Consider the following 26818-nt stretch of genomic DNA (forward strand, 5'->3'; position numbering starts at 1 on the left):
CGAAAGACCGAGCGCCCTTCGGGGGAGGCGCGTCGCGTGGCACCGACGGAGGACTCAAGCAACCGTGGATGCGCAAAGCCGTGGGCGGGCGGACGAGATCGACCCCGCCGACCAGTGGGTACTCAACCCGCAGACCGGCAACTACGAACTGCGACTGGGTCAATCCGCAGCGCAGTCGGGCGGCTCCTCCTCGAGAAGCGCCGCCCGTAAGGCAGCCGGCTCCGGCGGCTCCGCCCCGCGAACTCCGTCCCCGCGCAGTGCGCAGGGACGCAGGACCCAGACGCCCGGCCGCGAGGTGCCCCCGCAGCGCTCCCGCCGCGCCGGCGACGCCTCGGGGGGCAAGAACCCGCCCAACGCGGGCCGGCGCAAGCGCAAGCAGGCCAACTCCCGCAAGAAGAAGGCGATGATGTGGACGGGCGGCGTGGTCGCCTTCCTCGTCGTCGCCACGTCCGTCGCCGGATACCTCGTGTACCGCCACTTCGACGGCAATCTGAACACGGTCGACGTGGCGGGAGCCGGCAGCGGCGGCTTCAAGAAGGACCAGGCCGTCAACATCCTGGTCATCGGCACCGACAAGCGCTCCGGCAAGGGCAACGAGTCCTACGGTGACAAGGACAGCGTCGGCCACGCCGACACCACGATCCTCTTCCATGTCTCCAAGGACCGGACCAACGCGACGGCGGTGTCCATCCCGCGCGACCTGATCACCGACATCCCGGACTGCGAGACCAAGACCGGGGACTCGACAAAGATCATCCCCGGTACGCCGAAGACCCGGTTCAACGAGAGCCTCGGCCAGTCGGGCCGCGACCCGGGCTGCACCATGCGGACGGTCAAGGAGCTGACCGGCGTGACCGTCGACCACTTCATGATGGCCGACTTCAACGCGGTCAAGACCATGACGACGGCCGTCGGCGGTGTCGAGGTGTGCCTCGCCAAGGACATCAACGACAAGGACTCCAAGCTCAACCTTCCCGCCGGAAAGCACGTCCTTGCCGGGGAGGACGCCCTGGCGTTCGTCCGTACGCGGCACTCGGTGGGCTTCGGCGGCGACCTCAGCCGTATCGAGATCCAGCAGCAGTTCCTGAGTTCGCTGATCCGCAAGATGAAGTCGAGCGACACCCTGTCGAGCCCCTCGAAGATGTGGGACCTGGCGGAGGCGGCCACCAAGGCGCTCACCGTCGACACGGGCATAGGGAAGATCTCGCGGCTGCGCGACCTCGGCATGGAACTGTCCAAGGTGGATCCGAAGAACATCACCTTCGCCACTGTGCCCGTCGTCGACAACACCGACGGCGCCACGGTGCTGCTGAGCGAGGAGAAGGCCAAGCCCCTCTTCTCGATGATCCAGAACGACACCTCGCTCACCGAGGTGAAGCAGAAGGAGCAGGACGCCAAGAACAAGCAGAAGGGTCTGCTGACCGGACCGAGGGCCGCGGCCGCCGATGTGCGGGTCGCGGTCTACAACGGCAGCAACACCCAGGGGGCGGCGCTGGCGACGCTGACCTGGCTGCAGAACGAGGAGGGCGTCCTGAAGTCGAGCAACGAGGGCAACGCTCCCGAGAAGCTCACGAAGACGACGCTGACGTACGCGCCGAACCAGGCGAACCAGGCCCGCAAGCTCGCGGATCTGATGGGGCTGCCCGCGACGGCACTGAAGCCGGGAACGGCGAACGCCGAGGGACTCGAGGCGATGACGCTGACCCTCGGTGCGGATTACAAGGGCGCAGGGGTGCCCATCACCGGTCCGGCCAAGGCGCCGGAAGGTGTGCAGAAGGTCGAAGCGGACAAACAGGTGTGCGCCAAGTGACTCGGGACCTCCCGGTCGCTCGGCCTGCCTGAACGACAGGGGGAACCAGGGGTGGGTCAGAACAGCGTGCGGGGAAAGGGGACGCGCGAGGGCGTCCCGCACGCCCGTGAAGTGGGGTGGGACGAGGGGCTGTACGACGAGGAGGGCGACGGCTCCAAGGGCCGTGCGCGTCTGGCTCTCGACGACGAGCGGGAGGCCCCGGCGGCGGGGACGGCCGGCAGAGGCGGACACGGCCGCCGCGGCCCGGCGGCACGACGACGGCAGAAACGCGGCAAACGCCGCATACTGCGCTGGGTCGCGTCCGTGCTCTCGCTGCTGATACTCGCCACGGCGGGTGCCGGCTATCTGTACTACGAGCACCTCAACAGCAAGCTCAAGAAGGACGATCTGACCCTCGGCAACGACATGCCGGATCACAAGGCCAACGCGGCCGGTCAGACGCCGCTGAACATCCTGCTCATCGGATCGGACGCACGCGACAACGCGGCGAACCAGAAGCTCGGCGGCGCGAAGAAGACCTTCGGCTCGACCCCGCTCGCCGATGTGCAGATGCTGGTGCACATGTCCGCCGACCGCTCCAACATCTCGGTGATCAGCATGCCGCGCGACACCATGCTGAAGATCCCGGAGTGCACGGACCCGGACAGCAAGAAGACCTATCCGGCGTCCCGCTTCGCCCCGACGAACGAGTCGCTGGGGCGCGGTGGTCCGGGCTGCACGGTGGCGACCTGGTACGAACTCACCGGCATCACCATCGACCACTTCATGATGATCGACTTCGCGGGCGTGGTCTCCATGGCCGACGCCATCGGCGGCGTCCCCGTCTGCGTCCTGCAGAACGTGCACTCCCGCAACCGCACCGGCCAGGGCTCCGGGCTCAAGCTGCCCGCGGGCACGCACCCCGTCAAGGGTGAGCAGGCGCTCCAGTGGCTGCGGACGCGCTACGGCTTCGAGGACGGCACCGACCTCGCGCGCACCCACGCGCAGCACATGTACATGAACTCGATGGTGCGCGAGCTGCGCGAGAACACCAAGCTCACCGACCCCAACAAGCTGCGCAAGCTCGCCGAGGCCGCCATCGGGGCCCTCACCGTCGACAACGGCATCGACTCGGTCAAGAAGCTCTACGACCTCGGCGGCCAGCTCAAGAGCGTGCCCACCGGCCGGATCACCATGACGACCATGCCGAACGTCTACTCGCAGCGCCCGGGTTACGCCGGCAAGGTCGAGCCCAAGGAGGGCGACGCCGAGCAGCTGTTCCGGATGGTCCGCGAGGACATCCCGCTGGACGGCAAGGCGTCGAAGGCCCCGCCGAAGAAGCCGGCGGCGCCGGCGGTGTCCAAGGACCCGGCGGCCGCGCCCGCCGAGATCTCGGTGTCGGTGCAGAACGGCACCGGCGCGGACGGCCGGATCCCGCAGAAGGGCCGCGCGACGGAGATCGCCGGGGTGCTGAGCGGCAAGGGCTTCACCCGCGCGGTGGCCGACGCCACGCCCAACGCGCAGGCGAAGACGGTCGTCCGGTACTCCAACGCGGAGCTGGAGGGCGACGCCCAGGCGATCGCCAAGTCCCTCGGGATTCCGCTGACTTCGGTGAAGAAGTCGACGGACGTCACCGGCATCGCGCTGATCGTGGGAGCGGACTGGCGTCAGGGCACAGCCTTCCCGAAGGCGCCGGCCGTCGACAACAAGACGCCCGAGTCGGCGCGCGCGCTCAACGGCAACACCAAGGCCTGCATGAAGATCCAGCCGGGATTCACCTGGTAGACGGCGACGCAGGACCGCTGACGGCGGAGGGCCCCGGGTGCGTGCACCCGGGGCCCTCCGCCGTGAGACGTCTCGTACGCGTCAGGCCGACGCGCTCTGCACGGCCGGACGGCGGCTCGCGATGACCTTCCTCGCCAGCGCGCGCGGGCTCGTCAGGAAGCCGAAGCCCCACGACATGTGCATGGTGGCCAGCGCCACCGGGATCTGGAGCCGCGCCTTGAGCGGCAGGCCCTTGCCGGCGGGGACGGAGCCCGCGGCGATGGCGGCGAGGTAGCCGCCGGGGACCAGCAGGCCCCAGGGGGTCAGCACCGCGCCCACCACGACGCCCGCGGCGATCGCGCAGACCGCGACCGGCGGCGCGAGGTAGCGCAGGTTGATGGAGCCCTGGTGGTAGCGGGCGACGACGTGCCGCCAGCGGCCGTAGTCCTTGTACTGCTTCGCCAGCGCCCGCACCGAGGGACGCGGGCGGTACTGCACCCGCAGCTCCGGCGAGAACCAGATCAGACCGCCGGCCTCACGGATGCGGAAGTTCAGCTCCCAGTCCTGGGCGCGGATGAACTCCTCGTTGTAGCCGCCCTGCTGCTCCAGCGCCTCACGGCGGAAGACACCCAGGTACACGGTCTCGGCGGCACCGGCCTGACCGCCGGTGTGGAAGGCCGCGTTGCCGACACCGATCTTCGAGGTCATCGCGGCGGCGACCGCGTGCTCCCAGTCGTTCTCGCCCTCGGCGTGCATGATGCCGCCGACGTTCTGCGCGCCGGTCTCCTCCAGGAGGCGGACTGCGGTGGCGATGTAGTTCGCCGACAGCATGCCGTGGCCGTCGACGCGCACCACGATCGGGTGGCTGGAGGCCTTGATGGCGGCGTTCAGCGCGGCCGGCGTACGTCCGGTGGGGTTCGGCACCGTGTGGACGCGAGGGTCCTCACGTACGAGTTCGGCGGCGATCTCGTCGGTGCGGTCCGTGGACGGGCCGAGCGCGATCACCACTTCCATCTCGCCGCCGTACTCCTGCTCGAGGATGTGGCGTACCGAGTTGCGCAGGTGCCGCTCCTCATTGAGGACCGGCATGATCACGGAGACAGGGGGCATGGCGTTCATCGGGCGCCACGTTACCGCGAACGGGGGACACGGAGGCGCGGCGGCCGTTCCCTGCCCCTGGCAGCAGATCGTATGGGCCTACGGTGTGCAGGATTCCCCCCACGTCACCCACGGAGGTGCCTCCCCCGTGCCCACACCGCCCCGCTCCCCCCGTCCCCGGCCGAACCCGAGGCCCCGGACCGGACGGCCGGTCCTCCGGCCGCGCTGGGGCCTGCGGGTGGCGACGACCCTCTCGGTCCTGGTGCTCGGCGCGGGCGCCATCGGGCATGCGGTGGTGACCAGTCTGGACACCGGGATCAGCCGGGTGGATCCGTTCCGCGACATGAAGAACCGGCCCGCGGGCGGGCACGGGATGAATCTGCTCCTCGTCGGCACCGACGGCCGCGACAAGATCACCGCCGAGCAGAAGGAGAAGTACCGCCTCGGCGGAGCGCCCTGCCGCTGCACCGACACGATCATGCTGGTGCACATCTCGCGCGACCGGGAACGGGCGAGCGTGGTCAGCCTGCCCCGCGACAGCTACGTCGAGATCCCCGCCCACACCGACCGGAACACGGGCAAGCGCCACGAGGCCCACCCGGTGAAGCTGAACGCGGCGTACTCGGAAGGCGGCCCGGGGCTGACCGTCAGCACCGTCGAGCAGCTGACCAAGGTGAAGATCGACCACTATCTGGAGGTCGACTTCACCAGCTTCATGAAGACCGTGGACGCGGTCGGCGGGGTGGAGATCTGCACGGCCCAGTCCATGAAGGACGCGTACACCGGTCTGGATCTCGCCGCCGGCACCCACCGGCTCGACGGCGGCCGGGCGCTGCAGTACGTGCGCTCGCGCCATGTCGACGGCGCGTCCGACCTGGGCCGGATGCAGCGCCAGCAGCGCTTCGTCGCGGCCTTCATCAAGCAGGCCACCGGCACCGGCGTCACGCTGAACCCGATGAAGTTCCGCCAGGTGACCTCGGCCATGCTCGACTCCGTCCGGGCCGACGCGGGCTTCGGCCCCGACGAGATGCTGGCGCTCAGCAGGGCGATGCGGGGCTTCTCGGCGGCGTCCTCGGAGTTCACCTCCGTACCCATCGGCGCGATGGGCCCGGCCAAGGGCATCGGTTCCACGGTCACGTGGGACGACGCGAAGGCGCAGAAACTGTTCCGGATGATCCGCGAGGACAAGCCGCTCGCACCGGCGACCGCACAGAGGCCGAAGGTCCCGCTGGTCGATGTCGCCCCGCAGCAGATCCGGGTGCAGGTCTACAACGGGACGCGTGCCGACGGCCTCGGCCGCAAGGTGGACTCCGCGCTGCGGGCGACCGGCTTCAACACGACCGGCTCGCCCTTCAACGGCGGCGGCAGCCCCGTGGTGCGGCGCACCTTCGTCGAGTACGACCCGCGCTGGGACCGCTCCGCCCGTTCCCTGGCGGCGGCGCTGCCCGGGTGCGAGCTGCGGCCCGTGAACGGCCAGGGGCAGACGCTGAAGGTGACCGCGGGCGCCGACTACAAGGGGGTGACCACCGTGCGGGCGAAGGATGTGAAGCAGGGCGAGTTCGACACGGTGAAGGGGGACCAGGTGGTCTGCCCCTGACGGGGCTGCCGCCCGCCCCGGGCGCGGGCTCTAGTCCTGCATCCCGTCGGCGGCGCGCTTCTCGCGCAGTTCCCTGATGGCGCGGCGGCGGGCCAGCCGGTGCGTACGCCGGATCTGGGCCTCCTGGTAGCGCCGCCGGTCCCGCTCGGTCTCGGGGACCACCGGCGGTACGGCGCGGGGCTTGCCGTCCCCGTCGACCGCCGCGAACACCAGATAGGCCGAGCCGACCTGCTGGGCGGGGGTCGACTCGTTCCAGCGCTCGGCCATGACCCGCACACCGACCTCCATGGAGGACCGGCCGGTCCAGTTCACCTGGGCCTTCACATGCACCAGGTCACCGACCCTGACCGGCTCCAGGAACACCATCTCGTCCATGGACGCCGTGACGGCGGGACCACCGGAGTGCCGGCCCGCGACCGCGCCCGCCGCGTCGTCCACCAGTTTCATGATCACGCCGCCGTGCACCGTGCCGAGGAGATTGGTGTCACTGCCGGTCATGATGTGACTGAGGGTGGTACGGGACGCCGAAGTGGGCTTGCCCGGAATTACGGACTCCGAGCGCTGGGCCTGATCTGTCATGACGTCCACCCTATGCGGGGGTCACACAATCGGGTCATTGCATCAGCTTGGCAACAGGCCAGGTCCGATTCCCCACCCCCTCTATATGGCGCGAGGTCCCACCGGCACACTGGTCGCCATGAACGATTGGCCCGAAGGATACGGACGCGGCAGCCAGGGCTCTCAGCCCGAGGGCGCTCGCGTGATGCGCCATGTGCAGCGACGGCCGGTCCCGCAGCAGCAGTCGCAGGGGTACGACGACGCCCCCTACGACAGCGGCTACAACACGGGCCAGGTCTACGGCTCCCCGCCCGCCGGCGGCCCCGGCGCCCCGCCGCCCCAGGGCCACGCACCGCGCGGTTACGGCCCTGACTGGCCTCGCCGGATCAAGATCGGCTCGCTCGTCCTGGTGGTGGCGCTGCTCGCGGTCACGATCGGCACGTACTTCTGGGCCGACGGCAAGCTCAAGCGCGAGGTCGACCTCTCCAAGGTCATCGAGCGTCCGGGCGCCGGAGACGGCACCAACTATCTGATCGTCGGGTCCGACAGCCGTGAGGGCATGTCGGCCGAGGACAAGAAGAAGCTGCACACGGGCTCGGCCGAGGGCAAGCGGACCGACTCGATGATGATCCTGCACGACGGCTCGAACGGCCCGACGCTGATCTCACTGCCTCGTGACTCGGACGTCGAGATACCGTCGTTCAAGGGCTCCGATTCCGGCAAGCTCTTCCCGAACACCGGCCGCCGGGTCAAGCTGAACGCCGCGTACGCCGAGGACGGCCCGGAGCTGCTGGTCCGTACGGTCGAGCACAACACGGGTCTGCACATCGACCACTACGTCGAGATCGGCTTCGCCGGGTTCGCCGGCATCGTGGACGCCATCGGCGGTGTCGAGATGGACATCCCGAAGGCCTTCAAGGACAAGAAGTCGGGCGCCGACTTCCAGGCCGGCAAGCAGACGCTGGACGGCGAGCAGGCGCTGGCGTTCGTCCGGACCCGCTACGCCTTCGCCGGCAGCGACCTGGACCGTACGAAGAACCAGCAGAAGTTCCTCGCGGCCCTGGCCTCCCAGACGGCGACGCCGAGCACGATCCTGAACCCCTTCAAGCTCTACCCGACCATGGGCGCGGGCCTGGACACCCTGATCGTGGACAAGGACATGTCGCTCTGGTCGCTGGGCCAGATGTTCTTCGCGATGAAGGGCGTCACGGGCGGTGAGGGCACGTCGATGAACATGCCGATCTCGGGCACCAGGGGCGGCAACCTCGTCTGGGACAAGGCGAAGGTGAAGCAGCTCGTGGAGCAGCTCAAGAACGACGAGAAGGTCACGGTCACCGGCAACTGACGGTTCCCGACCGCCTGGGAAGAAGCCCGCACGCATACCCAGGGCGACAAGCCCGCCCGCCGGCGACGACCAGATCAGCTTCTTCTGACCGCAACGCGCCCCGAACCCGGATCAACCGGGCTCGGGGCGCGAGTGCTCAGGGGTCAGCTCCCGGAGGCGTACGTCACGAAGTCCGCCCATGCGGCGGGTCCGAAGCCAAGCTCCGGGCCCGGCACGTTCTTGGAGTCGCGCACGTGCACCGCGCTGACCATCGCAGCGACCTCGACACACTCAGGGCCGTCGTTCGTGCTGTAGCTGCTCTTGACCCACGTCAGCTCGGAGGGGTCTCCGGCCGAGGGCTTGACACTCATGTCTCTCCTGCCAGTTTCTCGATGAAGGTCCGCGACAACCGAGGCGTCAGCGCCTGGGCCCTGATCAGGCCGTAGCGCATCTCAAGGATCTGGACCTCCTTGGGCTCGGTGATCAGCCGACTGGTGAGCTGGACCTCGTTGTGCGCCACAGCCGTACCGTCGCTCAACTTGAGCACCTGGTGAGACCCACCCAGACCCGCATGCTCTTCCGTCTCCGTCGGCATGACCTGGATCTCGACGTGCCTCAACGAGCTTAGCTCCAGCAGGTGTTCGAGCTGTCGGCGTAACACCATTCTGCCTCCGGTGGGCCGCCTCAGCGTCGCTTCCTCCTGGACGAACGTCAGCAAGGGGGCCGGCTGCCGCCCGAAAACCGACTGCCTGGATAGTCGCGCAGCCACGAAGCGCTCGACCCGCTCCTCGGAGAACGCGGGACGTCGCTCGCCGTAAAGCGCGCGGGCGTACTCCTCGGTCTGAAGCAGGCCGTGCACCACAACACTTGCGTACGCGCCCATCTCGACCGCGCCCGCCTCCAACTTCGCCAGGTCCCGGACCTTCTTCGGGTACCTCACCTCCGCCACGTCCGTCTTCATCGCGGCCAGTTTCCCGTCCGCGCCCAGGACCTCGTCCGCCCTGTCCAGGAACTCCGGTTTCGGGATGCGCTTGCCGGTCTCGACCTTGTAGACCTGGTTCTCGCCGTACCCGATCGCCGCGCCCAGGTCGGCCGCGCGCATGCCCGCTGCCTCCCGCCAGAGCCGGACCTGCCGGCCGACCGCCGCGATCACCGCTCCCGAGTCGTCGTCCTCCAGCTCGACGTCCCGGTCCGGCTCGTCCGCCCCGTCCGCCATGCGGTCCCTGCCGACTTCGCCCGCCATACGACACCCGCCTCCACCCGTGTCCGTACCGTGTCGCGTTCGACGCCGTACCGGATGGACAGGGCTGTACACCACCTGGACAGTCACTGTCCGTACACGCGTCGCTCTGTTCAGCGTAGGCACGGCCCGGCCACGCTGAGTCACGTGAATCAGGAAATCACCCGAACCGAATCCTCCGCTCCCGTGCGGCAGTTCACCGTGCTGCTCTCCCCCACCCTCCGGGGTGCCCGGCTCGCCCGCCTGCTCACCACGGCGCAACTGGCCTCCTGGGGGCTCCCTCCGGAGTCCGCCGCGCAGATCGTCGCCGAGCTGGCCACCAACGCCACGGTGCACGGCCGTGTACCCGGCAGGGACTTTCGGCTGGATCTCACCGTCGACGACGAGGGCAAGCGCCTGCGCATCGAGGTCACCGACACCCGTGGCGACCGCCTGCTGCCCCGTCCCGGCATCTCCACCGCGCCGGCCGCCGACTCCGAGTCCGGGCGCGGTCTGCTCATCGTCGAAGCACTCGCCGACCGGTGGGGCGTGACCCAGGGGCCCGTGCCCCGTAAGACCGTGTGGGCCGAGCTCGACCTCGTACCGTGACGGGTCACACGGGGTCGCGGATGGCTACGACCCGGTTGTCGGCGACGCGATGCCGCACGACGCAAAAGCTCTCAAGAACGTGGGAAAGAACCGGGGAAAGCACCCATCCCACCCCACCCGGCCCCCGTCACTCTCCCGGGTGACCTTGGCCCATCGGGCTGGATTTCGGGCGGGTTGGCGGGCATATGCTCGCCGCGACAACCGCAGACATGCGTCGGCCCCCGGCCGGGACGGCAATCCCGATCGAGGGCCTGACCACCGAGGAAGTAGAGGCTTCCCGATGGATACCCAGCAGGTTAGCGCGCCCTCGCGCGCCTCGTCCCGCGTTCCCGGGCGCGTCACCGCCTTCGGCGTGATCCACGTCAACGCGGTGCACACCAGCCGCTTCACGATCGTCGGCAACCACCTCGCGCAGCACCGCGAGCTGTCCCTCACCGCGATCGGGCTCGCCGTCCACATCCAGTCGCTGCCCGACGGGGCGAAGGTCGGCATCAAGGTACTCGCCGAGCGGTTCCCGGAGAGCGAGGCGCGTATCGCCGCAGCGCTGCGTGAACTGGAGGAACACTCCTACCTGGAACGCACCCTGGTGCGCCTCCCCGGCGGCAAGCTCGTCACCAGGACGGTCTCCTACAACCAGCCCGGTGGCACCCCGGCTCCCACCGCAGCGCCCCGGCCACGGGCCGAGCCCACCCGACCGGCCTCGGTCCCGGCCACGCCCCCGGCGCCCGCAATGGAACCCGAGACCGCAGAGCTCCCGGCCCCGGAGGCCGCCCCACCGGCGGCCACGGTCGCGGAGCCCGCACCGGCCCCGGGCTCCGTACCGCCGCCGCCCGCGCGCCCACGCCCACCGCTCCCCGAGCCACAGAGCCCCGACCCGGAGCGCCACCGCGTGGCCACCGATCTCCTCTCCGGCCTGCGCCGCGACCACCCCCGCCTGCTCCTCGGCGAGCGCGACGTCCGACGCCTGGCCCCGGCCGTCGCCGCCTGGCTGGAACGCGAAGCCACCCCCGACGCTGTCCGCCACGCCCTCACCACCGGCCTGCCCCACCCCCTGAAACATCCGGCGGCCCTGCTCGCCCACCGACTCGCCTCACTCCTCCCGCCACCGCTCCCCGACCTCCCCGTGCCGGATGTCATCCATCCCATCCAGGACTGCACCGGGACCTGCAAGCGCGTCTTCCGCGCCCCCGAGCCAGGACTCTGCCGCGACTGCCGACGCGAAGCCCGGGCCAGGGACGACACCGAGGCACCGCCGGCAGCGGACGCCCAGGCCCAGGCCGCCTGACCGGCCCGGTACCCCCCGCCCACCCAGCAAGCACCGGAGGAACCATGGACGACGCCATCGAGGCCGCCCGCGCGCACCAACGCGCCACGGTCTACGAGGAACTCGTCGACATCGCCACCCGGCTCCAGTTGATCGTCCGCCTGAAGAACGGCGTCGACCCGCACGTCGGCTCGGCCCTGCACGCGGTCCGCTTCGCCGTCACCATGCTCTGGCCCACCCTCCCGGAATCCTCACCACCCGGCTACCGCCACGACAGTGAGGACCTGCTCGCACTCGCCGCCCAGTGGCGGGAAGCGGCCCTGGAGATCGGCGAGTTCGCCGTCGAACCCCCTGCCCTGCGCCTGGTCGGCGACACCACCCCACCCGCCTGAGGCCGCCGCCACCCGCTGCGGACCGCCCGTGAGCACACGGTCCAACGGAGCTCTGCGGGTGGGTGAGCTGCGTCCGAGTCAGCTGCTGCACAAGTCCGCATTCGGCACCGCACAGACCGCTCCGCACCGGGCAGCATCCCTGGCAAGATCATCGCCGCCGATCGCCGCCTCGCTCTGCTGGGCAGCGCGAACCTCAGCGGTCACTACGTCGAGATCGGCTTCGCCGGCATCGTGGACGCGCTCGGCGGTTGTCGGGATGGACATCCCGAGGGCCTTCAAGGACAAGAAGCCGGCCGCCGACTTCCAGGCCGGCAAGCAGACGCTGGAGGTTCCCGACCGCCTGGGAAGGGCCCGCCGCGCTGCGTTGGTTCTAGAGGTTGTCGCAACACCCCAGTTCAAGGGGTGCGATGGACTTCGAGATCCGAGCGGACCGGACGCCGCAGGGGCGTAAGAAGCTGTCACGGGAGCGGGAGGAATACTCCCGGCTCGTGCAGCAGGGCTACAGCAACACCGAGGCGTGCCGGATCGTCGGCGTCGACCGCCGGACGGGCAACAAGTGGCGCAACGGCCGCTCCGGAGAGCGGAACCGGAAGCCGGTACCACCGGTCAATCCGGTGGTACCGGCTTCCGGCTCGTCCCGGTATCTGTGCGAGGACGAGCGGATCCACATTGCCGACCGGCTTCGGGAGAACGCCACCGTGCGGGCGATCGCCGCGGAGCTGGGCCGCAGCCCGTCCACGGTCAGCCGTGAGATACGGCGCAACCGCCACCCCGGAAGCGGGGCCTACCGGCCGCACGCCGCCCAGGCCCGCGCCGAAGCCCGCCGGCCCCGCCCCAAGCCACGCAAGATCCTTGAGAAGCCGGAGCTGTGGGAGGCCGTCCAGACGATGCTGGACGAGAAGTGGAGCCCGGAGCAGATCTGCCAGGCTCTGCGGCAGAAGTTTCCCGACCGGCCGGAGATGCACGTGGTCCACGAGACCGTCTACCAGGCGCTCTATGTCCAGGGCAGGGGCCAGCTGCGCCGTGAGCTTGCCGGCGCTCTGCGTTCCGGCCGCGCCCGCCGCAGACCCCAGCGGCAGGCCAACTGCCGTCAGCCCCGCTTCACCACGCCGATGGTCATGATCAGCGAACGCCCCGCCGAAGCCGCAGACCGAGCTGTTCCCGGGCACTGGGAGGGCGACCTGATCATCGGCAAGGACGGAAAGTCCGCGATCGGCACCCTCGTGGAGCGTGCCACCCGCTACGTGATGCTCCTGCACCTGCCCGGTGACCACACGGCAGAGGCCGTCCTCGGCACCCTGACGGCCACCGTCCAGACCTTGCCCGCCCAGCTGAAGCGGTCCCTGACCTGGGACCAGGGCAGCGAGATGGCGCGACACGGCGAGTTCACCCTTGCCACCGACATCCCGGTCTACTTCTGCGACCCGGCCAGCCCCTGGCAGCGCGGCTCGAACGAGAACACGAACGGCCTGCTGCGGCAGTACTTCCCGAAGGGCACCGACCTGTCCGTCCACACCCCTGACCACCTGACAGCCGTCGCCGACCAGCTCAACCGCCGCCCACGCAAAACGCTCGGCTGGGAAACCCCAGCCGAGCGCCTGCATAAACTGCTCGCGATCTGATCAACACCACCAGGTGTTGCGACGATCCCTAGAAACCGCCCTGTGTCGCGCGGCGGGCCCTTTCGCATCCGCCCGAAAAATTCTCCGGCGGTGACGTCGAGCGATGTCGAGAACCCGTGCCCGGCTCCGTCCCCGGGGTGCAAGCGACCACAATGGGTCGCACCCACACCGAGGAGAGATCCACGATGGCGAAGTACCTGCTGCTCAAGCACTACCGTGGCGCCCCGGCTCCGGCCAACGACGTGCCGATGGACCAGTGGACGCCGGAGGAGATCTCGGCCCATATGCAGTACATGAACGACTTCGCGGCCCGGCTGGAGCAGACCGGCGAGTTCGTCGACAGCCAGGCGCTCGCCCCCGAGGGGACATTCGTCCGCTACGACGGTGAGGGGCGCCCGCCCGTCACCGACGGTCCGTTCGCCGAGACCAAGGACCTGATCGCCGGCTGGATGGTGATCGACGTCGACAGCCACCAGCGTGCCGTCGAGCTGGCCGGCGAGCTGTCTGCGGCCCCCGGGGCCGGCGGCAAGCCGATCCACGAGTGGCTCGAGCTGCGCCCGTTCCTGGGCTGCCACGAGACCATCACGGAGTGACCCCATCGATGAACGAGGCCCTGATCCGGAGCCTCACGCCCGGCGTGCTCACCGTCCTCGTCCGCCGCGGTGCCGACTTCGCGGCGGCCGAGGACGCCGTGCAGGAGGCTCTGGTCGAGGCGGTCCGCGTCTGGCCGGCCGACCCTCCGCGGGATGCGAAGGGCTGGCTGATCACCGTGGCCTGGCGCAAGTTCCTCGACGCCACCCGCTCGGACACGGCCCGCCGCCGGCGTGAGGACCTCGTCGAGGAGGAACCGGCGCCGGGCTCCGCGCCCGCGGTGGACGACACACTCCAGCTCTACTTCCTCTGCGCCCACCCGTCGCTGACGCCGTCGTCCGCGGTCGCGCTCACCCTGCGCGCCGTGGGCGGGCTGACCACCCGCCAGATCGCCCAGGCCTACCTGGTACCGGAAGCGACCATGGCGCAGCGGATCAGCCGGGCCAAGCGCACCGTCTCCGGCGTGCGCTTCGACCAGCCCGGCGACGTCGCCACCGTGCTGCGCGTCCTCTACCTGGTCTTCAACGAGGGCTACTCCGGCGACGTCGACCTCGCCGCCGAGGCCATCCGGCTCACCCGGCAGCTCGCGGCCGCGATCGACCACCCCGAAGTCGCGGGCCTGCTCGCCCTCATGCTGCTCCATCACGCCCGGCGTGCCGCCCGGACCGCACCCGACGGCAGTCTGGTGCCGCTCGCCGAGCAGGACCGCGGCCGGTGGGACACGACGTCGATCGCCGAGGGCGTCGTGATCCTCCAGGCGGCCCTCGCCCGCGACCGCTTGGGCGAGTTCCAGGCCCAGGCCGCCATCGCGGCACTCCACGCGGACGCGCCCACGGCCGGGGAGACCGACTGGGTGCAGATCGTCGAGTGGTACGACGAACTCGCGCGCCTGACGGACAGTCCGGTCGTCCGCCTCAACCGCGCGGTGGCCGTGGGCGAGGCCGACGGCCCGCGCGCGGGCCTGGCTGCGCTCGCGGCGCTGGACGACACCGTGCCCCGCCACACCGCGGTGTCGGCGTACCTCCACGAACGCGACGGCGACCTGTCGGCGGCGGCCCGGCTGTACGCCGAGGCGGCCTACAAGGCCCCCAACCTCGCGGAACGGGACCACTTGACCCGCCAGGCGGCGCGGTTGAACGCCCGCGGGGGTGGCTGACGGGGCGGGCTCCGTCGCCGTCACGACCGCTGATCATCCGTGCGTGAGGTGGCACCACCGCTGGTCAGCCGAGGGATGCCACCGCATCCGCGATGAGGGCGCGGGCGGCCGCTCCCCGTGCGGCCTGCTGCGAGAGACGTTCAAAGGCGCGGGCGTACAGCTCGATCTGGCTGGGCTGTGTGAGCGTGGAGGCGGCGTCCAGAGTGTCGGCATGCACCCTGCCTTCATCGAAGATCGTGAAGGTTGGCATGGGCCATACGGTCCGTTGCGTCGAGAATGGGACGATACCCACAGCAACGTTGTGAAAGTCCATGACGCCGAGCAAGTGGCCAAGCTGGGCAGCCATGGTTTCGGCGGCACACAGCCGGTAATGCAACACCGACTCTTCCAGCACGAAGGAGAACCGGCCGCCGCCCTTGCGCAGCACCTCGTTACGCCGTATCCGAGCTGTTACGGCCTCGCTCACGTCGTCCGGTGTTCCTCGGAAATCCGCGATGGAGGACAGCAGCGCGGAGGCGTACCCCGCTGTCTGAAGGAAGCCAGGGATCACGTCGGACACGTAGACGCGGAAGGTCTTGGTTTGTCGGTACAGGTCGCCAGTGCTCTCTTGCAGGCGCCGGAGGCCGGTCCGCTGAAGCCGCTTCCACTCCACATGTGCTTCTGCGGACTGCCGGTTGGCCGCGATCAGGTCGGGGGCCTGGTCGTCAGCGGCACAGGCTCGGCACCAAGCTCGGATGTCGGCGTCGGAGGGAGGCGTCCTGGCGTTCTCGATCCGGGACGACTTCGACTCGGACCAGCCGCATCCGACGGCCAGCTCCCGCCCGCTGATCCCCGCGTCTTTCCGCATCTCGCGCAGACGGCCGGCGAGGGCTTCGCGGGCCTTCTGAACGTGTGAAGAGGGATGCGGGGGCATGGAGCCGGCTCTCTCGTCAGACCTCGTACTGGTGGTGCGGGATCGCTCGCTCCCAGACCGCTTCGAACGCAGCCGAGCACAGCTTCACTGCTTCAGGACTGGTCGAGATCTCGTCCTCCACCACCGCGCCATCACCCGAGAAGTGGTGCACCCGGAGCAGCGCGTCGTCGAACAGCCAGAAGTCGTTTCCCGGCAGGGCGATGGTCGTGGCCCGTCGCCGGGGCAGCCAGCGGACTTGCTCGCCGGCCGTGACGTTGGCATGCGTGACGTAGTGCTCCCACCGGATGTACTGGGATACCGGCTCGGAGATCACCCGCGCCCTTCGGACCACCACGCCCTTGGCCACGGTGTCAGCGATCAATTGATCATAGGGATGCCACCAGGACTCGCGGTCCTCCCAGTTGATCCGCTCTCCACGCCTCCACGCCTCGAACCGGTCCGTGGCGGCGTATGAGTCGCGCAACTCCAGGTGGACGGCTGACCGCCTGCACTGGCCAAGCAGCTCAGCGAAGCTGGGCACGCTCGACGGCATCGCATGCCTCCCTGATCAACGGAATCATCCGGGCTGGAATCCTCACGATGGCCTCACCGTCGGGCGCCGGACCGTTCGCAGGGCTGCTTCCCTCGCAGTCCGCCCGAGTCTCGGGGGTCGGCTTCCACCCCTGCAACAAGATCTCCTGTGCTTCCGCGTCCGCCCACACTGTGGGGCAGTGGTCCCGGTCGGTGTCGGGATCGATCCCAACGAACTCTACGGCCATGGCAGGCTCCCTGGTCCAGGTACTTGCTCGGGCTTGCACCAGCTTCCTTGAGCTGGAAAGAAGGTGTCAATACGGCACTGAGTCAGGCGAATTGACGTGCAAGTTCGTGCAAGTTCGTGGAGTCCGACGCTCCTCGATTCGTACGGTCACCTCATCGACGCGGAATCGATCGGGAGGGCCGGCATGGCGGGGCGGGAACGGGACGCCGACATCGGACCGGCTGACCACATGGGCAGCGGGGAAAGCAGACGCTTTCTGTCTCAGCTCATTGAAGCCTTCGGTATCGGCGGGGCGGTGCTCGTGGCCAAGACCGACACGGGTGGTCCCGAAGGTGGGGACCTTGCTCCGGGCGATGGTCTGAACTGGCCGAGATGCCGATGCGGCAGTCCGAGGTGCCCCGACTACCGGACCCCGGCGGTGCAGTCGACCGCGGATCTGAGCGCCAGGGTCGCCGAAGCCAACGAGCGAAGCCGCAGGGGCGGACTGTGAGCTTCCAGGCGGCGATGCGGTATGTGAAGCACCGAATCACCGAACACCCGGACGCGGGTGTGACGTTCGGCGCCGAGTGCCTGCACTGCGGCTGGAAAGACCACTTCCGCTGACGACTCCACGTCGGTGGACGTGGAGTTCATGAGTCACACGGGCCGGTCCGGTCACGCCTGTTTCCGGCGCCTCCGCATGTCGTTCGCGATGGTGGTCCGCGCCGAGTAGAGCCACCACCCCGGTGGCGGAACGTGGAACAGCCGAGCTGCCGCGGTGGGCTGTGAAGTCACAAAAGGGAGGAACGCCCATGCGCGATCTACGCGCATTACTCACCCCTGCCGCATTCGGGGGTGTCGTCGCGACCGTCCTCGACAACAACCCCGGCATGGGTGAGGCCACGGCCGAGCGGATCGTGGTGGAAGCACTCAAGTTCATGGACGCCGCCGCGCAGTTCCCCACGGTCAAGATCACGCCCTCCAGCGTGGTCGATGAGGGATGGCACGCCCTGATCCTGCATACGAACCTGTACAAGAAGCTGTGCGAGCGCCTCGGGCGGTTCGTGCACCACTGGCCCGAGCGCCCCGACCCGGAACGCCACGACGAGCACGCGCTCATCCGCACGGTGACCACCATCGAGCAGGCCGGGCACACCGTGGACGGTGAGCTGTGGACGGGCCCGGCCGAGGCGCTGGTCTCGGTGGCGGCCAGCTGCTCCCACACGCCCAGGCCCGGCGGCTGCGGCCCGATCAATCCGGGCAAGTGCGCTTCGCACTGCTCGGGCGATGGCGGTGGCGGTGGTTAGGCTGGCCGCGAGTAGACGGAAGGCGGAAGCGTGGACGCTGAGCAGGCCCGACAAGTTGACGCTGTACTACGGCAGTTGGGAATCCCCGGTGTGGTCGCGCCCGTCGACCCGGAGAACACGGCGGGGCCCTGGCGTGTATACGACACGGTTGATCCCACCACACGCCGGGACGTGACCGCTGACGCCCTGGCATCCGTGGCCGCCAAGTTTCCGGAGGAAGAACCGGGGTCAGGACCGATGCGAGGGTTCGTCATCCCGTCCAAGGTCGAGTGACTGCCTGCGACGCTGACCAACAAACCAACCCAAGGAACGCTCCTGCCGTTCATGGCAGGAGCGTTCCGTGGGTTGTTCGAGCGATTCCGAGCGCATCGGTTCGGGCGTGGGCGTCGGGCCAGGATTCCCCCCAGCATGACGCCCATGATCAGCCCGAGGCGGACCGGGACGGACGGAAGTCGATCACTGCAAGCGGGCCATGAAGAACGGCCGATGGCCCAGGCAAAACCCCGCTACGGCAGGTTCCGCGCCATCACGATCCGCTGCACCTGGTTCGTGCCCTCGTAGATCTGCGTGATCTTCGCGTCGCGCATCATGCGCTCCAGCGGGTAGTCACGGGTGTAGCCGTAACCGCCGAGCAGCTGGACCGCGTCCGTGGTGACCTCCATCGCGACGTCGGAGGCGAAGCACTTCGCCGCCGCGCCGAAGAAGGTCAGGTCCTCCTTCGCACCTCCGGCGGACACCCGCTCCGACTTGGCCGCCGCCGAGTACGTGAGCTGACGCGCCGCCTCCAGCTTCATCGCCATGTCGGCGAGCATGAACTGGATGCCCTGGAAGTCCGCGATCGGCTTGCCGAACTGCTTGCGCTCCTGGACGTAGCCCTTGGCGTAGTCGAGGGCGCCCTGGGCGACGCCGAGCGCCTGGGCCGCGATCGTGATGCGGGTGTGGTCCAGGGTCTTCATCGCGGTCGCGAAGCCCGTGCCCTCCTCGCCGATCATGCGGTCGGCGGGGATGCGGACGTTGTCGAGGTAGACCTCGCGGGTCGGGGAGCCCTTGATGCCGAGCTTCTTCTCCGGGGCGCCGAAGGAGACGCCCTCGTCGCCCCTCTCGACGACGAACGCCGAGATGCCCTTGGAGCGCTTCGTCGGGTCCGTGACGGCCATCACCGTGTAGTACTCGGACTCACCGGCGTTGGTGATCCAGCGCTTCACGCCGTTGAGGACCCAGAAGTCACCGTCGCGTACGGCCTTGGTCTTCATTCCGGCGGCGTCGGAGCCCGCGTCCGGCTCGGAGAGGGCGTACGAGAACATCGCGTCGCCCTTGGCGAGCGGGCCCAGGTACTTCTTCTTCAGGTCCTCGGAGCCGGACAGGATCACCGGGAGGGAGCCGAGCTTGTTCACGGCGGGGATCAGCGAGGAGGAGACGCAGACACGGGCGACCTCCTCGATGACGATCACGGTGGCCAGCGCGTCCGCGCCGGCGCCGCCGTACTCCTCGGGGACGTGGACGGCGTGCAGGTCGTTGGAGACAAGAGCGTCGAGGGCCTCGCGCGGGAAGCGCGCCTCCTCGTCGACCTCGGCCGCGAAGGGAGCGATCTTCGCCTCGGCCAGCGAACGGATCGCGTCACGGAGCATGTCGTGCTCTTCGGACGGGCGGTACAGGTCAAAAGCCGAGTTACCGGTCGATCCGGCCACTTCTCTCACTCCCCAAGCATGCTAACTACCGTTAAGTAACCCAATTTTAGAGGTCCCCCGGCCCATCGGCATACGTGAGCTTGGCGACAGCGGAAAAGTGCCCCGGCGGCGGCGCGGCTATGCTCGGGTCGCATTCTTGCCGCGCAATTCTCTGGAGCACCGCATGGCCCTCAAGATCACCGTGATCGGCACCGGCTACCTCGGCGCCACGCACGCCGCGGCCATGGCCGAGCTGGGCTTCGAGGTGCTGGGACTCGACGTGGTCCCGGAGAAGATCGAGATGCTCTCCGCGGGCCGGGTCCCGATGTACGAACCGGGGCTCGAGGAGCTGCTGGCGAAGCACGTCGCCGGGATCGAGGGCTCCAGCGGACGGCTGCGCTTCACGACCTCCTGGGAGGAGGTCGGCGAGTTCGGCGACATCCACTTCGTCTGCGTGAACACTCCGCAGAAGCACGGCGAGTACGCCTGCGACATGTCCTTCGTGGACCGCGCCTTCACCTCGCTCGCTCCGCTGCTGAAGCGCCCCGCGCTGGTGGTCGGCAAGTCGACCGTGCCGGTGGGCAGCGCGGCCCGGCTGTCGGCGCTGCTCGCGGAGCTGTCGCCGGTCGGCGCGGACGCCGAGCTGGCGTGGAACCCGGAGTTCCTGCGCGAGGGCTTCGCGGTCCAGGACACGCTGCACCCCGACCGGATCGTGGTCGGCGTGGAGAGCGAGCGCTCGGAGAAGCTGCTGCGCGAGGTGTACCGCACGCCGGTCTCGGAGGGGTCGCCGTTCGTGGTGACGGACTTCCCGACGGCCGAGCTGGTGAAGACCTCGGCGAACTCCTTCCTCGCGACGAAGATCTCCTTCATCAACGCCATGGCCGAGGTGTGCGAGGCCGCCGACGGCGATGTGGTGAAGCTCGCCGAGGCCATCGGCTACGACGAGCGCATCGGCTCCAAGTTCCTGCGGGCGGGCATCGGCTTCGGCGGAGGCTGTCTGCCGAAGGACATCCGCGCCTTCATGGCGCGCGCCGGTGAGCTGGGCGCCGACCAGGCGCTGACCTTCCTGCGGGAGGTCGACTCGATCAACATGCGGCGCCGCGGGCACATGGTGGAGCTGGCCAGGGACGCGGTCGGCGGCGACTCCTTCCTCGGCAAGCGGGTCGCGGTGCTGGGCGCGACGTTCAAGCCCGACTCGGACGACGTCCGGGACTCGCCCGCGCTGAACGTGGCGGGCCAGATCCATCTCCAGGGCGGTCAGGTCACGGTCTACGACCCCAAGGGCATGGAGAACGCGCGGCGGCTCTTCCCGACGCTCGGCTACGCGGACTCGGCGCTGGACGCGGTCCGGGGCGCGGATGTGGTGCTGCACCTGACGGAGTGGCGCGAGTTCCGCGAGCTGGACCCGGCGGAGCTGGGCGAGGTCACCTCGAGCCGGCTCATCCTGGACGGCCGCAACGCGCTGGACAGCGTGAAGTGGCGCGAGGCCGGCTGGACGTACCGGGCGATGGGCCGCCCGAAGGCCTGAGCAGGGTCTGAGCGGGATCCGCGCCCTGGGCCTCGGGGCGCGGACTGGCCGGGGCCCTTCGCGGTTCAGCCGGCCGTCGTGCGGCGGGCCCGGTACGTACGCATCTTGGCGCGCGCCCCGCACACCGACATCGAGCACCAGCGCCGCCGGCCCGACGGGCTGCGGTCGTAGTACGCCCACCGGCAGTCCTCGGCCTCGCACGCCTTCAGCCGTGCCCATGTGCCGTCCGCCACGGCTGCCGCGATCGCTTCGGCGACCCGTGAAGTGAGGCTGCCGGGAGCGGCCGGGCGCAGGGCGGCCGTGCCGTCGTCGGCGACCGTGACCAGCAGAGGCGCCGACGCGAGGAGCCCGTCGAGGGCCGTGGGCGGCGGACCGTCCGCCGGCCGGTGGCCCGCGTGGGCGAGACAGGCCGCGCGCAGGGCCTCGCGCAGTTCCCGAGCGGCAGCGACCTCGTTCTCGGCGAGGCCGTGGGCGGCGCGGCCCTCGGGCGTGTCGAGGGCATCCCTGCCGGTCTCGACGTCCAGCGTGTTCACCAGCGCTTCGATCAGCGCCAGCCCGCCGGGTGCGACTGCCCTCTCATTCATGGTTGCGACGTTACCTCCGATGCGGGACCATGCAGTAACGGTTACCGGTTGAGCCGATGTAGCGGTAACTGAGCCAACAGTCGCCGTCGGCTCCGCATTCCGATCGAGGAGGAACCATGGCCATCGCCACCCTGGGCACGGTCGTACTGGACTGTCCCGACCCCGTCGCACTCGGCCGCTTCTACGCCGAGGTGCTCGGCGGGGAGATCGAGGACGACGGCGCGGGCTGGGTGAACCTGGTGGGCGCCACCGGCACCGCGCTCGCCTTCCAGGCGGCGCCCGGTCACGTACCGCCGAAGTGGCCCGCGCCGGACGACTCGCAGCAGTTCCATCTGGACCTGATGGTCGACGACATGGACGCGGCCGAGAAGCAGGTCCTGGCGCTCGGTGCGACGGTGCTGGAGGCGGACGACCGGTCCCGCGGCTTCCGCGTCTACGCCGACCCTGCCGGTCACCCGTTCTGCCTCTGCGCGAACTGATCCCGCGCCGCCTCCGCCGAAGGGGGCGGAAGAAGCAGGAGCCGGGGAGCGAGACCTCTTACGCGTCCAGCGTCGTCAGTCTCGCCGTCGACGCCGGCCGCCTCGCCTGCGTCGCCCGAGCGACGAACTCCGCGTCCCGCAGCACCCGGTGCACGTTCGACCATGTGAGCAACTCGATGTCGGCCTCCGGCCAGCCGCGTTCGAGCAGTTCGGCGATCAGGCGGGGATAGCACGAGACGTCCCCGAGGCCGGGAGCGTGGGCGGCCCCCGTGTCGTAGGCACCGGTGAGGGCAATCGACCGGGGGCCCGCCAGGTCGCGGATGTGGTCCAGCAGATCAGCCGTCTCACGGAGCGAGGCGGCCGTGCAGACCGCCATGCACACGCCTCCGTTGGCGCGCAGCTGCCGCAGCACGTCGTCGGGGACGCGCGCCGGGTGCTGCGAGATGACCGCCGGGGCCCGGGTGACCGCAAGGGTCCGGTGCATCGTCGCGGGGGTGCAGCCGGAGAGGTCCACCAGCATCCCGAGACGGTTCATCTCCCGTACGACTTCGTGGCCGAAGGGCGTCAGGCCGTCGCGCTGGGTCCAGCGGGTGCCCGCGAGGGCCGCGCTGCGGACGCCGAGCGCGTGGTACGCGCGCAGGGTGCTCAGCGAGTCGGCGAGCGCCGGGCCCGAGACCGGGCCGAGCAGACCGGCGATACGGCCGCAGTTGCGGGCGTGGGCGAGTTCGTCGGCGCTCCGCGCCGGTCGCAGGGCCTCGGGGTGGGCCTCCACCACGGAACGGATGAGGTCGATGTGTTCCAGGGTCGTGGCCAGCGCACGGTCCCCGGCGAGCCCGGGCGGCGTCAGAAGCGACCAGAACAGCGCGCCCACTCCCCCGTCGCGCAGCCGCGGGATGTCCGTCTCCAGAAGGCTCTCGCCTTCCTCCAGGTCGTAGTGCGCCATCTCCCTCAGGGCGTGCGCGAGTCCGTTGGAGCCGTCGACGACGGGATACCGCGCGAGCAGTTCGCGGGCGCGCTCCAGAGGTCCCGGGCCACCGTCTGCCGGGGCGTCGGGCCCGTCGGGCTCCGCGGGGGCAGGGCCGGCCGCCGGCGCGGAGTCGCGGACGTGGTCGACGTCGCCGACCGCGACCGAGCCGGTCTGGGGGTCGTCCTGAAGATCTGCCATGTGCTGCTCCGTGCTCCGACGGCGGGCCGTACGGCCACCGTGGCACGGGAGCGGCGAGGGGTCGCGGCGGACGGAGCGTTCGGGGGTACGGGGCGGCGGGGTGCCCGTACCCTCCGGGGGCGCTGTCGAAGGGCTCGCCCTCACGGCGGCCCCTCGGCGGGACACAGGCCACGTGTGAGTGGGAATCTCCCGGGCCCGCAGTGCGTGGCGGGAGGGCCTGATGCGTGCGATCGCCAGGCGGCGGACCGAGCCGCCGCGGTGGGGGCACCGCCCGCGCGCCAGGTCGCTGGGCGGCACGGGAGCTGGTGCGGACACCTCCCGCACTCGAAGGGGTGCGAGTGGGGGTGCCCCCGGGCCGAAGGGCTGGGGGGTGCCTCCCGTTCCTGAAGGGGAGCGGGTGCGGACACCCCTACCCGAAGAGGTGCGGGCTTCTCCCCCGCCCGCGGTACTACGGGTGGGGGCACCTCCCGTGCCCCGCGAAGGGCTACGGGGCCACAGGAGGTGCGGGCCGGGGCACGCGACCCCGGTGCGAGCCGGACGACCGGCTCTAGCCGTCGAGCTCGTCGATCGTCGCGTTGGACGGTCCGCGCCGGGCCTGCTCGTCCCGTGCCACCGCCTCCGCGTCCGCCAGGACGCGCACGGCGTTCTGCCAGGTGAGCTTCGCGAGGTCGGCCTCGGACCAGTTACGCCGGAGCAGTTCCGCGACGAGGTTCGGATAGCCGGCGACGTCGTCGAGCCCGGCCGGTGTGAACGCCGTCCCGTCGAAGTCGCCGCCGATGCCGATGTGGTCGACGCCCGCGGTCTCCCGCATGTGGTCGAGATGGTCGGCGACCGTGGACGCGGTGGCGGCGGGCCGCGGGTTCGCCTCCTCGAAGGCCTGGTGCAGCTTCATCGCCTCGGGTGTGGTGTCGAGGTGGTGGAAGCCGTGCGCCCGCAGGTTCTCGTCCGCGGCCCGGGTCCAGTCGCCGGCGGCGGGCAGGATGAACTTCGGTACGAACGTGGCCATCGCCACGCCGCCGTTGTCCGCGAGCCGCTCCAGCACGTCGTCCGGGATGTTGCGGACGTGGTCGCAGACCGCCCGGGCCGACGAGTGCGAGAAGAGGACCGGGGCGACCGAGGTGTCGAGCGCGTCCCGCATGGTCGAGGCGGCGACGTGCGAGAGGTCGACCAGCATCCCGGCGCGGTTCATCTCGCGGACCACCTCGCGCCCGAAGGCGGAGAGGCCGCCGACGCCGGGCTCGTCCGTCGCCGAGTCCGCCCAGGCGGTGTTGTCGTTGTGGGTGAGCGTCATGTAGCGCACGCCGAGCGTGTGCAGCGCGCGCAGCGTCGCCAGGGAGTTGTTGATGGAGTGGCCGCCCTCGGCCCCCATCAGCGAGGCGATGCGGCCCTCGCCGCGGGCCTTCTCCATGTCGCCCGCGGTCAGCGCGGGCGCCAGGTCCGCGGGGTAGCGGCTCAGCAGCTGCTGCACGCCGTCGATCTGCTCCAGCGTCGCGCTGACGGCGTCCTCGCCGGACATGTCGGAGCGGACGTACACGGACCAGAACTGGGCGCCGACCCCGCCGGCCCGCAGCCGCGGGATGTCGGTGTGCAGCCTGCCGGTCTGGTCACCGGCGATGTCGAGCTTGTCCAGGTCGTAGCGGACGTTTTCGCGCAACGCCCAGGGCAGGTCGTTGTGACCGTCGACGACGGGGTGGGCGGCGAGCAGCTCGCGCGCCCGGGCGAGGTGATCCGTGCGGGATGTCATGAACACTTACTTCCCGAAGCCGAAGGAGTCCGCACCTGCGACCTTGGCGCGCAGGCGCTTGCCCTTGTCGGTGGCCTGGTCGTTCAGCTCCTGCTGGAACTCCCGCATCCGGGAGAGCAGTTCGGGGTCCTGCACGGCGAGGATGCGCGCGGCCAGCAGACCGGCGTTGCGCGCGCCGCCCACCGAGACCGTGGCCACCGGCACACCCGCCGGCATCTGCACGATGGACAGCAGCGAGTCCATGCCGTCGAGGTACTTCAGCGGGACGGGCACACCGATGACCGGCAGCGGGCTGACGGAGGCGAGCATGCCGGGCAGATGGGCCGCACCGCCCGCGCCCGCGATGATCACCTTCAGGCCGCGGGAGTCGGCCTTCTCGCCGTACGCGATCATCTCGCGCGGCATGCGGTGTGCGGAGACGACGTCGACCTCGTAGCGGATCTCGAACTCGTCGAGGGCCTGCGCGGCCGCCTCCATCACGGGCCAGTCGGAGTCGGACCCCATGACGATGCCAACGGCAGGACCGGTCATGCTGCTCATTCGACGATCGTTCCCTTGAGATAGCCGGCCGCGTGACGGGCGCGCTCCAGCACGTCGTCCAGATCGTTGCCGTAGGTGTTGACGTGCCCCACCTTGCGGCCGGGCTTGACGTCCTTGCCATACATATGGATCTTCAGCTGCGGGTCCCGGGCCATGCAGTGCAGATACGCCTGGTACATGTCCGGGTAGTCGCCGCCGAGGACATTGCACATCACGGTCCAGGGCGCGCGGGGGCGGGGGTCGCCGAGCGGCAGGTCGAGGACGGCCCGCACATGGTTGGCGAACTGGGAGGTGACGGCGCCGTCCTGGGTCCAGTGGCCGCTGTTGTGCGGACGCATGGCCAGCTCGTTGACGAGGATGCGGCCGTCGGCCGTCTCGAACAGCTCGACCGCCAGATGCCCGACGACGCCGAGCTCCCCCGCGATCCGCAGGGCGAGCTGCTGGGCCTGCCCGGCCAGCTCCTCGTCGATGCCCGGGGCGGGCGCGATGACGGTGTCGCAGACGCCGTCGACCTGCTGCGACTCGACGACGGGGTAGGCGACGGCCTGGCCGTGCGGGGAGCGCACGATGTTGGCAGCGAGCTCGCGGACGAAGTCGACCTTCTCCTCGGCGAGGACCGGCACACCCGCGCGGAACGGGTCGGCGGCGTCCGCCTCCGTCCGGACGAACCAGACGCCCTTGCCGTCGTAGCCGCCGCGCACGGTCTTCAGGATGACGGGGAAGCCCCCGACCTCCTCGGCGAACGCGGACACGTCGGCGGGGTCGGTCACGATGCGGTGGCGCGGGCAGGGCGCGCCGAGCTCCATGAGTCTGGCGCGCATCACGCCCTTGTCCTGCGCGTGCACGAGCGCGTCGGGGCCGGGCCGGACGGGGATGCCGTCCGCCTCCAGCGCGCGCAGGTGCTCGATGGGGACGTGCTCGTGATCGAAGGTGATCACATCGCACCCGCGGGCGAACTCACGCAGCGTGTCCAGGTCGCGATGGTCGCCGATGACGACATCGCTGACCACCTGGGCCGCGGAGTCCTGCGGGGTGTCACTGAGGAGCTTGAAACGGATGCCGAGGGGGATGCCTGCCTCGTGGGTCATACGGGCGAGCTGACCGCCGCCGACCATGCCGACTACCGGGAACGTCACTCTCCTAGGGTATCCGCCGCTCCGCGGGGCCCCGCC

The 26818-nt window shown here is 70.0% G+C and carries 26 protein-coding genes and 1 pseudogene; 14 read left to right on the forward strand and 13 right to left on the reverse strand.

Annotated features, from left to right (window positions below):
- Positions 1–64: 64 nt before the first annotated feature.
- Complete coding sequence (locus OHA05_RS14100) at positions 65–1810, forward strand: LCP family protein (protein ID WP_313945975.1); 1746 nt, start codon at positions 65–67, stop codon at positions 1808–1810.
- Positions 1811–1861: 51 nt separating this feature from the next.
- A complete protein-coding gene (locus OHA05_RS14105; protein WP_328860757.1) occupies positions 1862–3574 on the forward strand; it encodes an LCP family protein in 1713 nt (570 codons plus the stop codon).
- Between the two features lie 81 nt (positions 3575–3655).
- Here OHA05_RS14105 and OHA05_RS14110 read toward each other — a convergent pair whose 3' ends face one another.
- The gene (locus OHA05_RS14110; RefSeq protein WP_313945973.1) at positions 3656–4672 is read right to left on the reverse strand and encodes a glycosyltransferase family 2 protein; all 1017 of its coding nucleotides are present in this window, start codon (positions 4670–4672) and stop codon (positions 3656–3658) included.
- 127 nt (positions 4673–4799) lie between these two features.
- Here OHA05_RS14110 and OHA05_RS14115 point away from each other — a divergent pair, with 127 nt between their 5' ends.
- The gene (locus OHA05_RS14115; protein ID WP_443043691.1) at positions 4800–6248 is read left to right on the forward strand and encodes an LCP family protein; all 1449 of its coding nucleotides are present in this window, start codon (positions 4800–4802) and stop codon (positions 6246–6248) included.
- 30 nt (positions 6249–6278) lie between these two features.
- On the opposite strand, the gene OHA05_RS14120 is transcribed toward OHA05_RS14115, so the two are convergent.
- Complete coding sequence (locus OHA05_RS14120; protein WP_328860758.1) at positions 6279–6827, reverse strand: acyl-CoA thioesterase; 549 nt, start codon at positions 6825–6827, stop codon at positions 6279–6281.
- 118 nt (positions 6828–6945) lie between these two features.
- Between OHA05_RS14120 and OHA05_RS14125 the strand changes: the two genes are divergently transcribed.
- Positions 6946–8151, forward strand: coding sequence for an LCP family protein (locus OHA05_RS14125; RefSeq protein ID WP_328860759.1), 1206 nt, complete (start codon positions 6946–6948; stop codon positions 8149–8151).
- Between the two features lie 143 nt (positions 8152–8294).
- Here OHA05_RS14125 and OHA05_RS14130 read toward each other — a convergent pair whose 3' ends face one another.
- Positions 8295–8501: a DUF397 domain-containing protein gene (locus tag OHA05_RS14130; RefSeq protein ID WP_313945970.1), complete on the reverse strand. Its 207-nt coding sequence runs from the start codon at positions 8499–8501 to the stop codon at positions 8295–8297.
- Complete coding sequence (locus OHA05_RS14135; RefSeq protein WP_443043692.1) at positions 8498–9373, reverse strand: helix-turn-helix domain-containing protein; 876 nt, start codon at positions 9371–9373, stop codon at positions 8498–8500. Before OHA05_RS14135 ends, OHA05_RS14130 begins: the two co-directional genes overlap by 4 nt.
- Positions 9374–9517: 144 nt before the next feature.
- Here OHA05_RS14135 and OHA05_RS14140 point away from each other — a divergent pair, with 144 nt between their 5' ends.
- From OHA05_RS14140 to OHA05_RS14170, 7 genes and pseudogenes are all read left to right on the forward strand, one after another.
- Entirely contained in the window at positions 9518–9958 is a 441-nt protein-coding gene (locus OHA05_RS14140; RefSeq protein ID WP_328860760.1) for an ATP-binding protein, read from the forward strand.
- Between the two features lie 280 nt (positions 9959–10238).
- Positions 10239–11243: a helix-turn-helix domain-containing protein gene (locus tag OHA05_RS14145; RefSeq protein ID WP_328860761.1), complete on the forward strand. Its 1005-nt coding sequence runs from the start codon at positions 10239–10241 to the stop codon at positions 11241–11243.
- A 44-nt stretch (positions 11244–11287) separates the two neighbouring features.
- The gene (locus OHA05_RS14150) at positions 11288–11614 is read left to right on the forward strand and encodes a hypothetical protein (RefSeq protein WP_313945967.1); all 327 of its coding nucleotides are present in this window, start codon (positions 11288–11290) and stop codon (positions 11612–11614) included.
- 201 nt (positions 11615–11815) lie between these two features.
- A pseudogene (locus OHA05_RS14155) lies at positions 11816–11969 on the forward strand (LCP family glycopolymer transferase); the annotation flags it as partial.
- A 52-nt stretch (positions 11970–12021) separates the two neighbouring features.
- Positions 12022–13236, forward strand: coding sequence for an IS30 family transposase (locus OHA05_RS14160; protein WP_328860054.1), 1215 nt, complete (start codon positions 12022–12024; stop codon positions 13234–13236).
- Positions 13237–13421: 185 nt separating this feature from the next.
- Positions 13422–13829 (forward strand): YciI family protein, encoded by a 408-nt coding sequence (locus tag OHA05_RS14165; protein ID WP_313945966.1) that lies wholly within the window; start codon positions 13422–13424, stop codon positions 13827–13829.
- 8 nt (positions 13830–13837) lie between these two features.
- Positions 13838–14983: an RNA polymerase sigma factor gene (locus OHA05_RS14170; protein WP_328860762.1), complete on the forward strand. Its 1146-nt coding sequence runs from the start codon at positions 13838–13840 to the stop codon at positions 14981–14983.
- Positions 14984–15047: 64 nt separating this feature from the next.
- Here the strand turns inward: OHA05_RS14170 and OHA05_RS14175 are convergent, their stop codons facing one another.
- Genes OHA05_RS14175 through OHA05_RS14185 form a run of 3 tightly spaced genes read right to left on the reverse strand, consistent with a single transcriptional unit; the run spans position 15048 to position 16654 of the window.
- The gene (locus tag OHA05_RS14175; RefSeq protein WP_328860763.1) at positions 15048–15896 is read right to left on the reverse strand and encodes a helix-turn-helix domain-containing protein; all 849 of its coding nucleotides are present in this window, start codon (positions 15894–15896) and stop codon (positions 15048–15050) included.
- Positions 15897–15912: 16 nt separating this feature from the next.
- On the reverse strand, positions 15913–16428 hold the full coding sequence (locus tag OHA05_RS14180; protein WP_328860764.1) for a DUF6879 family protein: 516 nt from the start codon (positions 16426–16428) through the stop codon (positions 15913–15915).
- Positions 16400–16654 (reverse strand): hypothetical protein, encoded by a 255-nt coding sequence (locus OHA05_RS14185; RefSeq protein ID WP_328860765.1) that lies wholly within the window; start codon positions 16652–16654, stop codon positions 16400–16402. Before OHA05_RS14185 ends, OHA05_RS14180 begins: the two co-directional genes overlap by 29 nt.
- A 790-nt stretch (positions 16655–17444) precedes the next feature.
- Here OHA05_RS14185 and OHA05_RS14190 point away from each other — a divergent pair.
- On the forward strand, positions 17445–17939 hold the full coding sequence (locus OHA05_RS14190; RefSeq protein WP_328860766.1) for a glycine-rich domain-containing protein: 495 nt from the start codon (positions 17445–17447) through the stop codon (positions 17937–17939).
- Positions 17940–18445: 506 nt separating this feature from the next.
- Here OHA05_RS14190 and OHA05_RS14195 read toward each other — a convergent pair.
- A complete protein-coding gene (locus OHA05_RS14195) occupies positions 18446–19627 on the reverse strand; it encodes an acyl-CoA dehydrogenase (RefSeq protein WP_443043693.1) in 1182 nt (393 codons plus the stop codon).
- A 163-nt stretch (positions 19628–19790) separates the two neighbouring features.
- Between OHA05_RS14195 and OHA05_RS14200 the strand changes: the two genes are divergently transcribed.
- Positions 19791–21134: a UDP-glucose dehydrogenase family protein gene (locus OHA05_RS14200; RefSeq protein ID WP_313945958.1), complete on the forward strand. Its 1344-nt coding sequence runs from the start codon at positions 19791–19793 to the stop codon at positions 21132–21134.
- Between the two features lie 65 nt (positions 21135–21199).
- On the opposite strand, the gene OHA05_RS14205 is transcribed toward OHA05_RS14200, so the two are convergent.
- The gene (locus OHA05_RS14205; RefSeq protein WP_328860768.1) at positions 21200–21718 is read right to left on the reverse strand and encodes a CGNR zinc finger domain-containing protein; all 519 of its coding nucleotides are present in this window, start codon (positions 21716–21718) and stop codon (positions 21200–21202) included.
- Positions 21719–21834: 116 nt separating this feature from the next.
- Between OHA05_RS14205 and OHA05_RS14210 the strand changes: the two genes are divergently transcribed.
- Entirely contained in the window at positions 21835–22197 is a 363-nt protein-coding gene (locus tag OHA05_RS14210) for a VOC family protein (protein ID WP_313945956.1), read from the forward strand.
- 58 nt (positions 22198–22255) lie between these two features.
- On the opposite strand, the gene OHA05_RS14215 is transcribed toward OHA05_RS14210, so the two are convergent.
- The 4 genes from OHA05_RS14215 to OHA05_RS14230 form a co-directional block, all read right to left on the reverse strand.
- Positions 22256–23362, reverse strand: coding sequence for a membrane dipeptidase (locus tag OHA05_RS14215; RefSeq protein ID WP_313945955.1), 1107 nt, complete (start codon positions 23360–23362; stop codon positions 22256–22258).
- Positions 23363–23909: 547 nt separating this feature from the next.
- A complete protein-coding gene (locus OHA05_RS14220) occupies positions 23910–25106 on the reverse strand; it encodes a dipeptidase (RefSeq protein WP_328860769.1) in 1197 nt (398 codons plus the stop codon).
- 6 nt (positions 25107–25112) lie between these two features.
- Complete coding sequence (gene purE, locus OHA05_RS14225) at positions 25113–25646, reverse strand: 5-(carboxyamino)imidazole ribonucleotide mutase (RefSeq protein ID WP_313945953.1); 534 nt, start codon at positions 25644–25646, stop codon at positions 25113–25115.
- Positions 25643–26761, reverse strand: coding sequence for a 5-(carboxyamino)imidazole ribonucleotide synthase (locus OHA05_RS14230; protein WP_391844843.1), 1119 nt, complete (start codon positions 26759–26761; stop codon positions 25643–25645). Before OHA05_RS14230 ends, purE begins: the two co-directional genes overlap by 4 nt.
- Positions 26762–26818 lie beyond the last annotated feature (57 nt).

The sequence above is a fragment of the Streptomyces sp. NBC_00306 genome (genome assembly GCF_036169555.1).
Taxonomy (GTDB): domain Bacteria; phylum Actinomycetota; class Actinomycetes; order Streptomycetales; family Streptomycetaceae; genus Streptomyces; species Streptomyces achmelvichensis.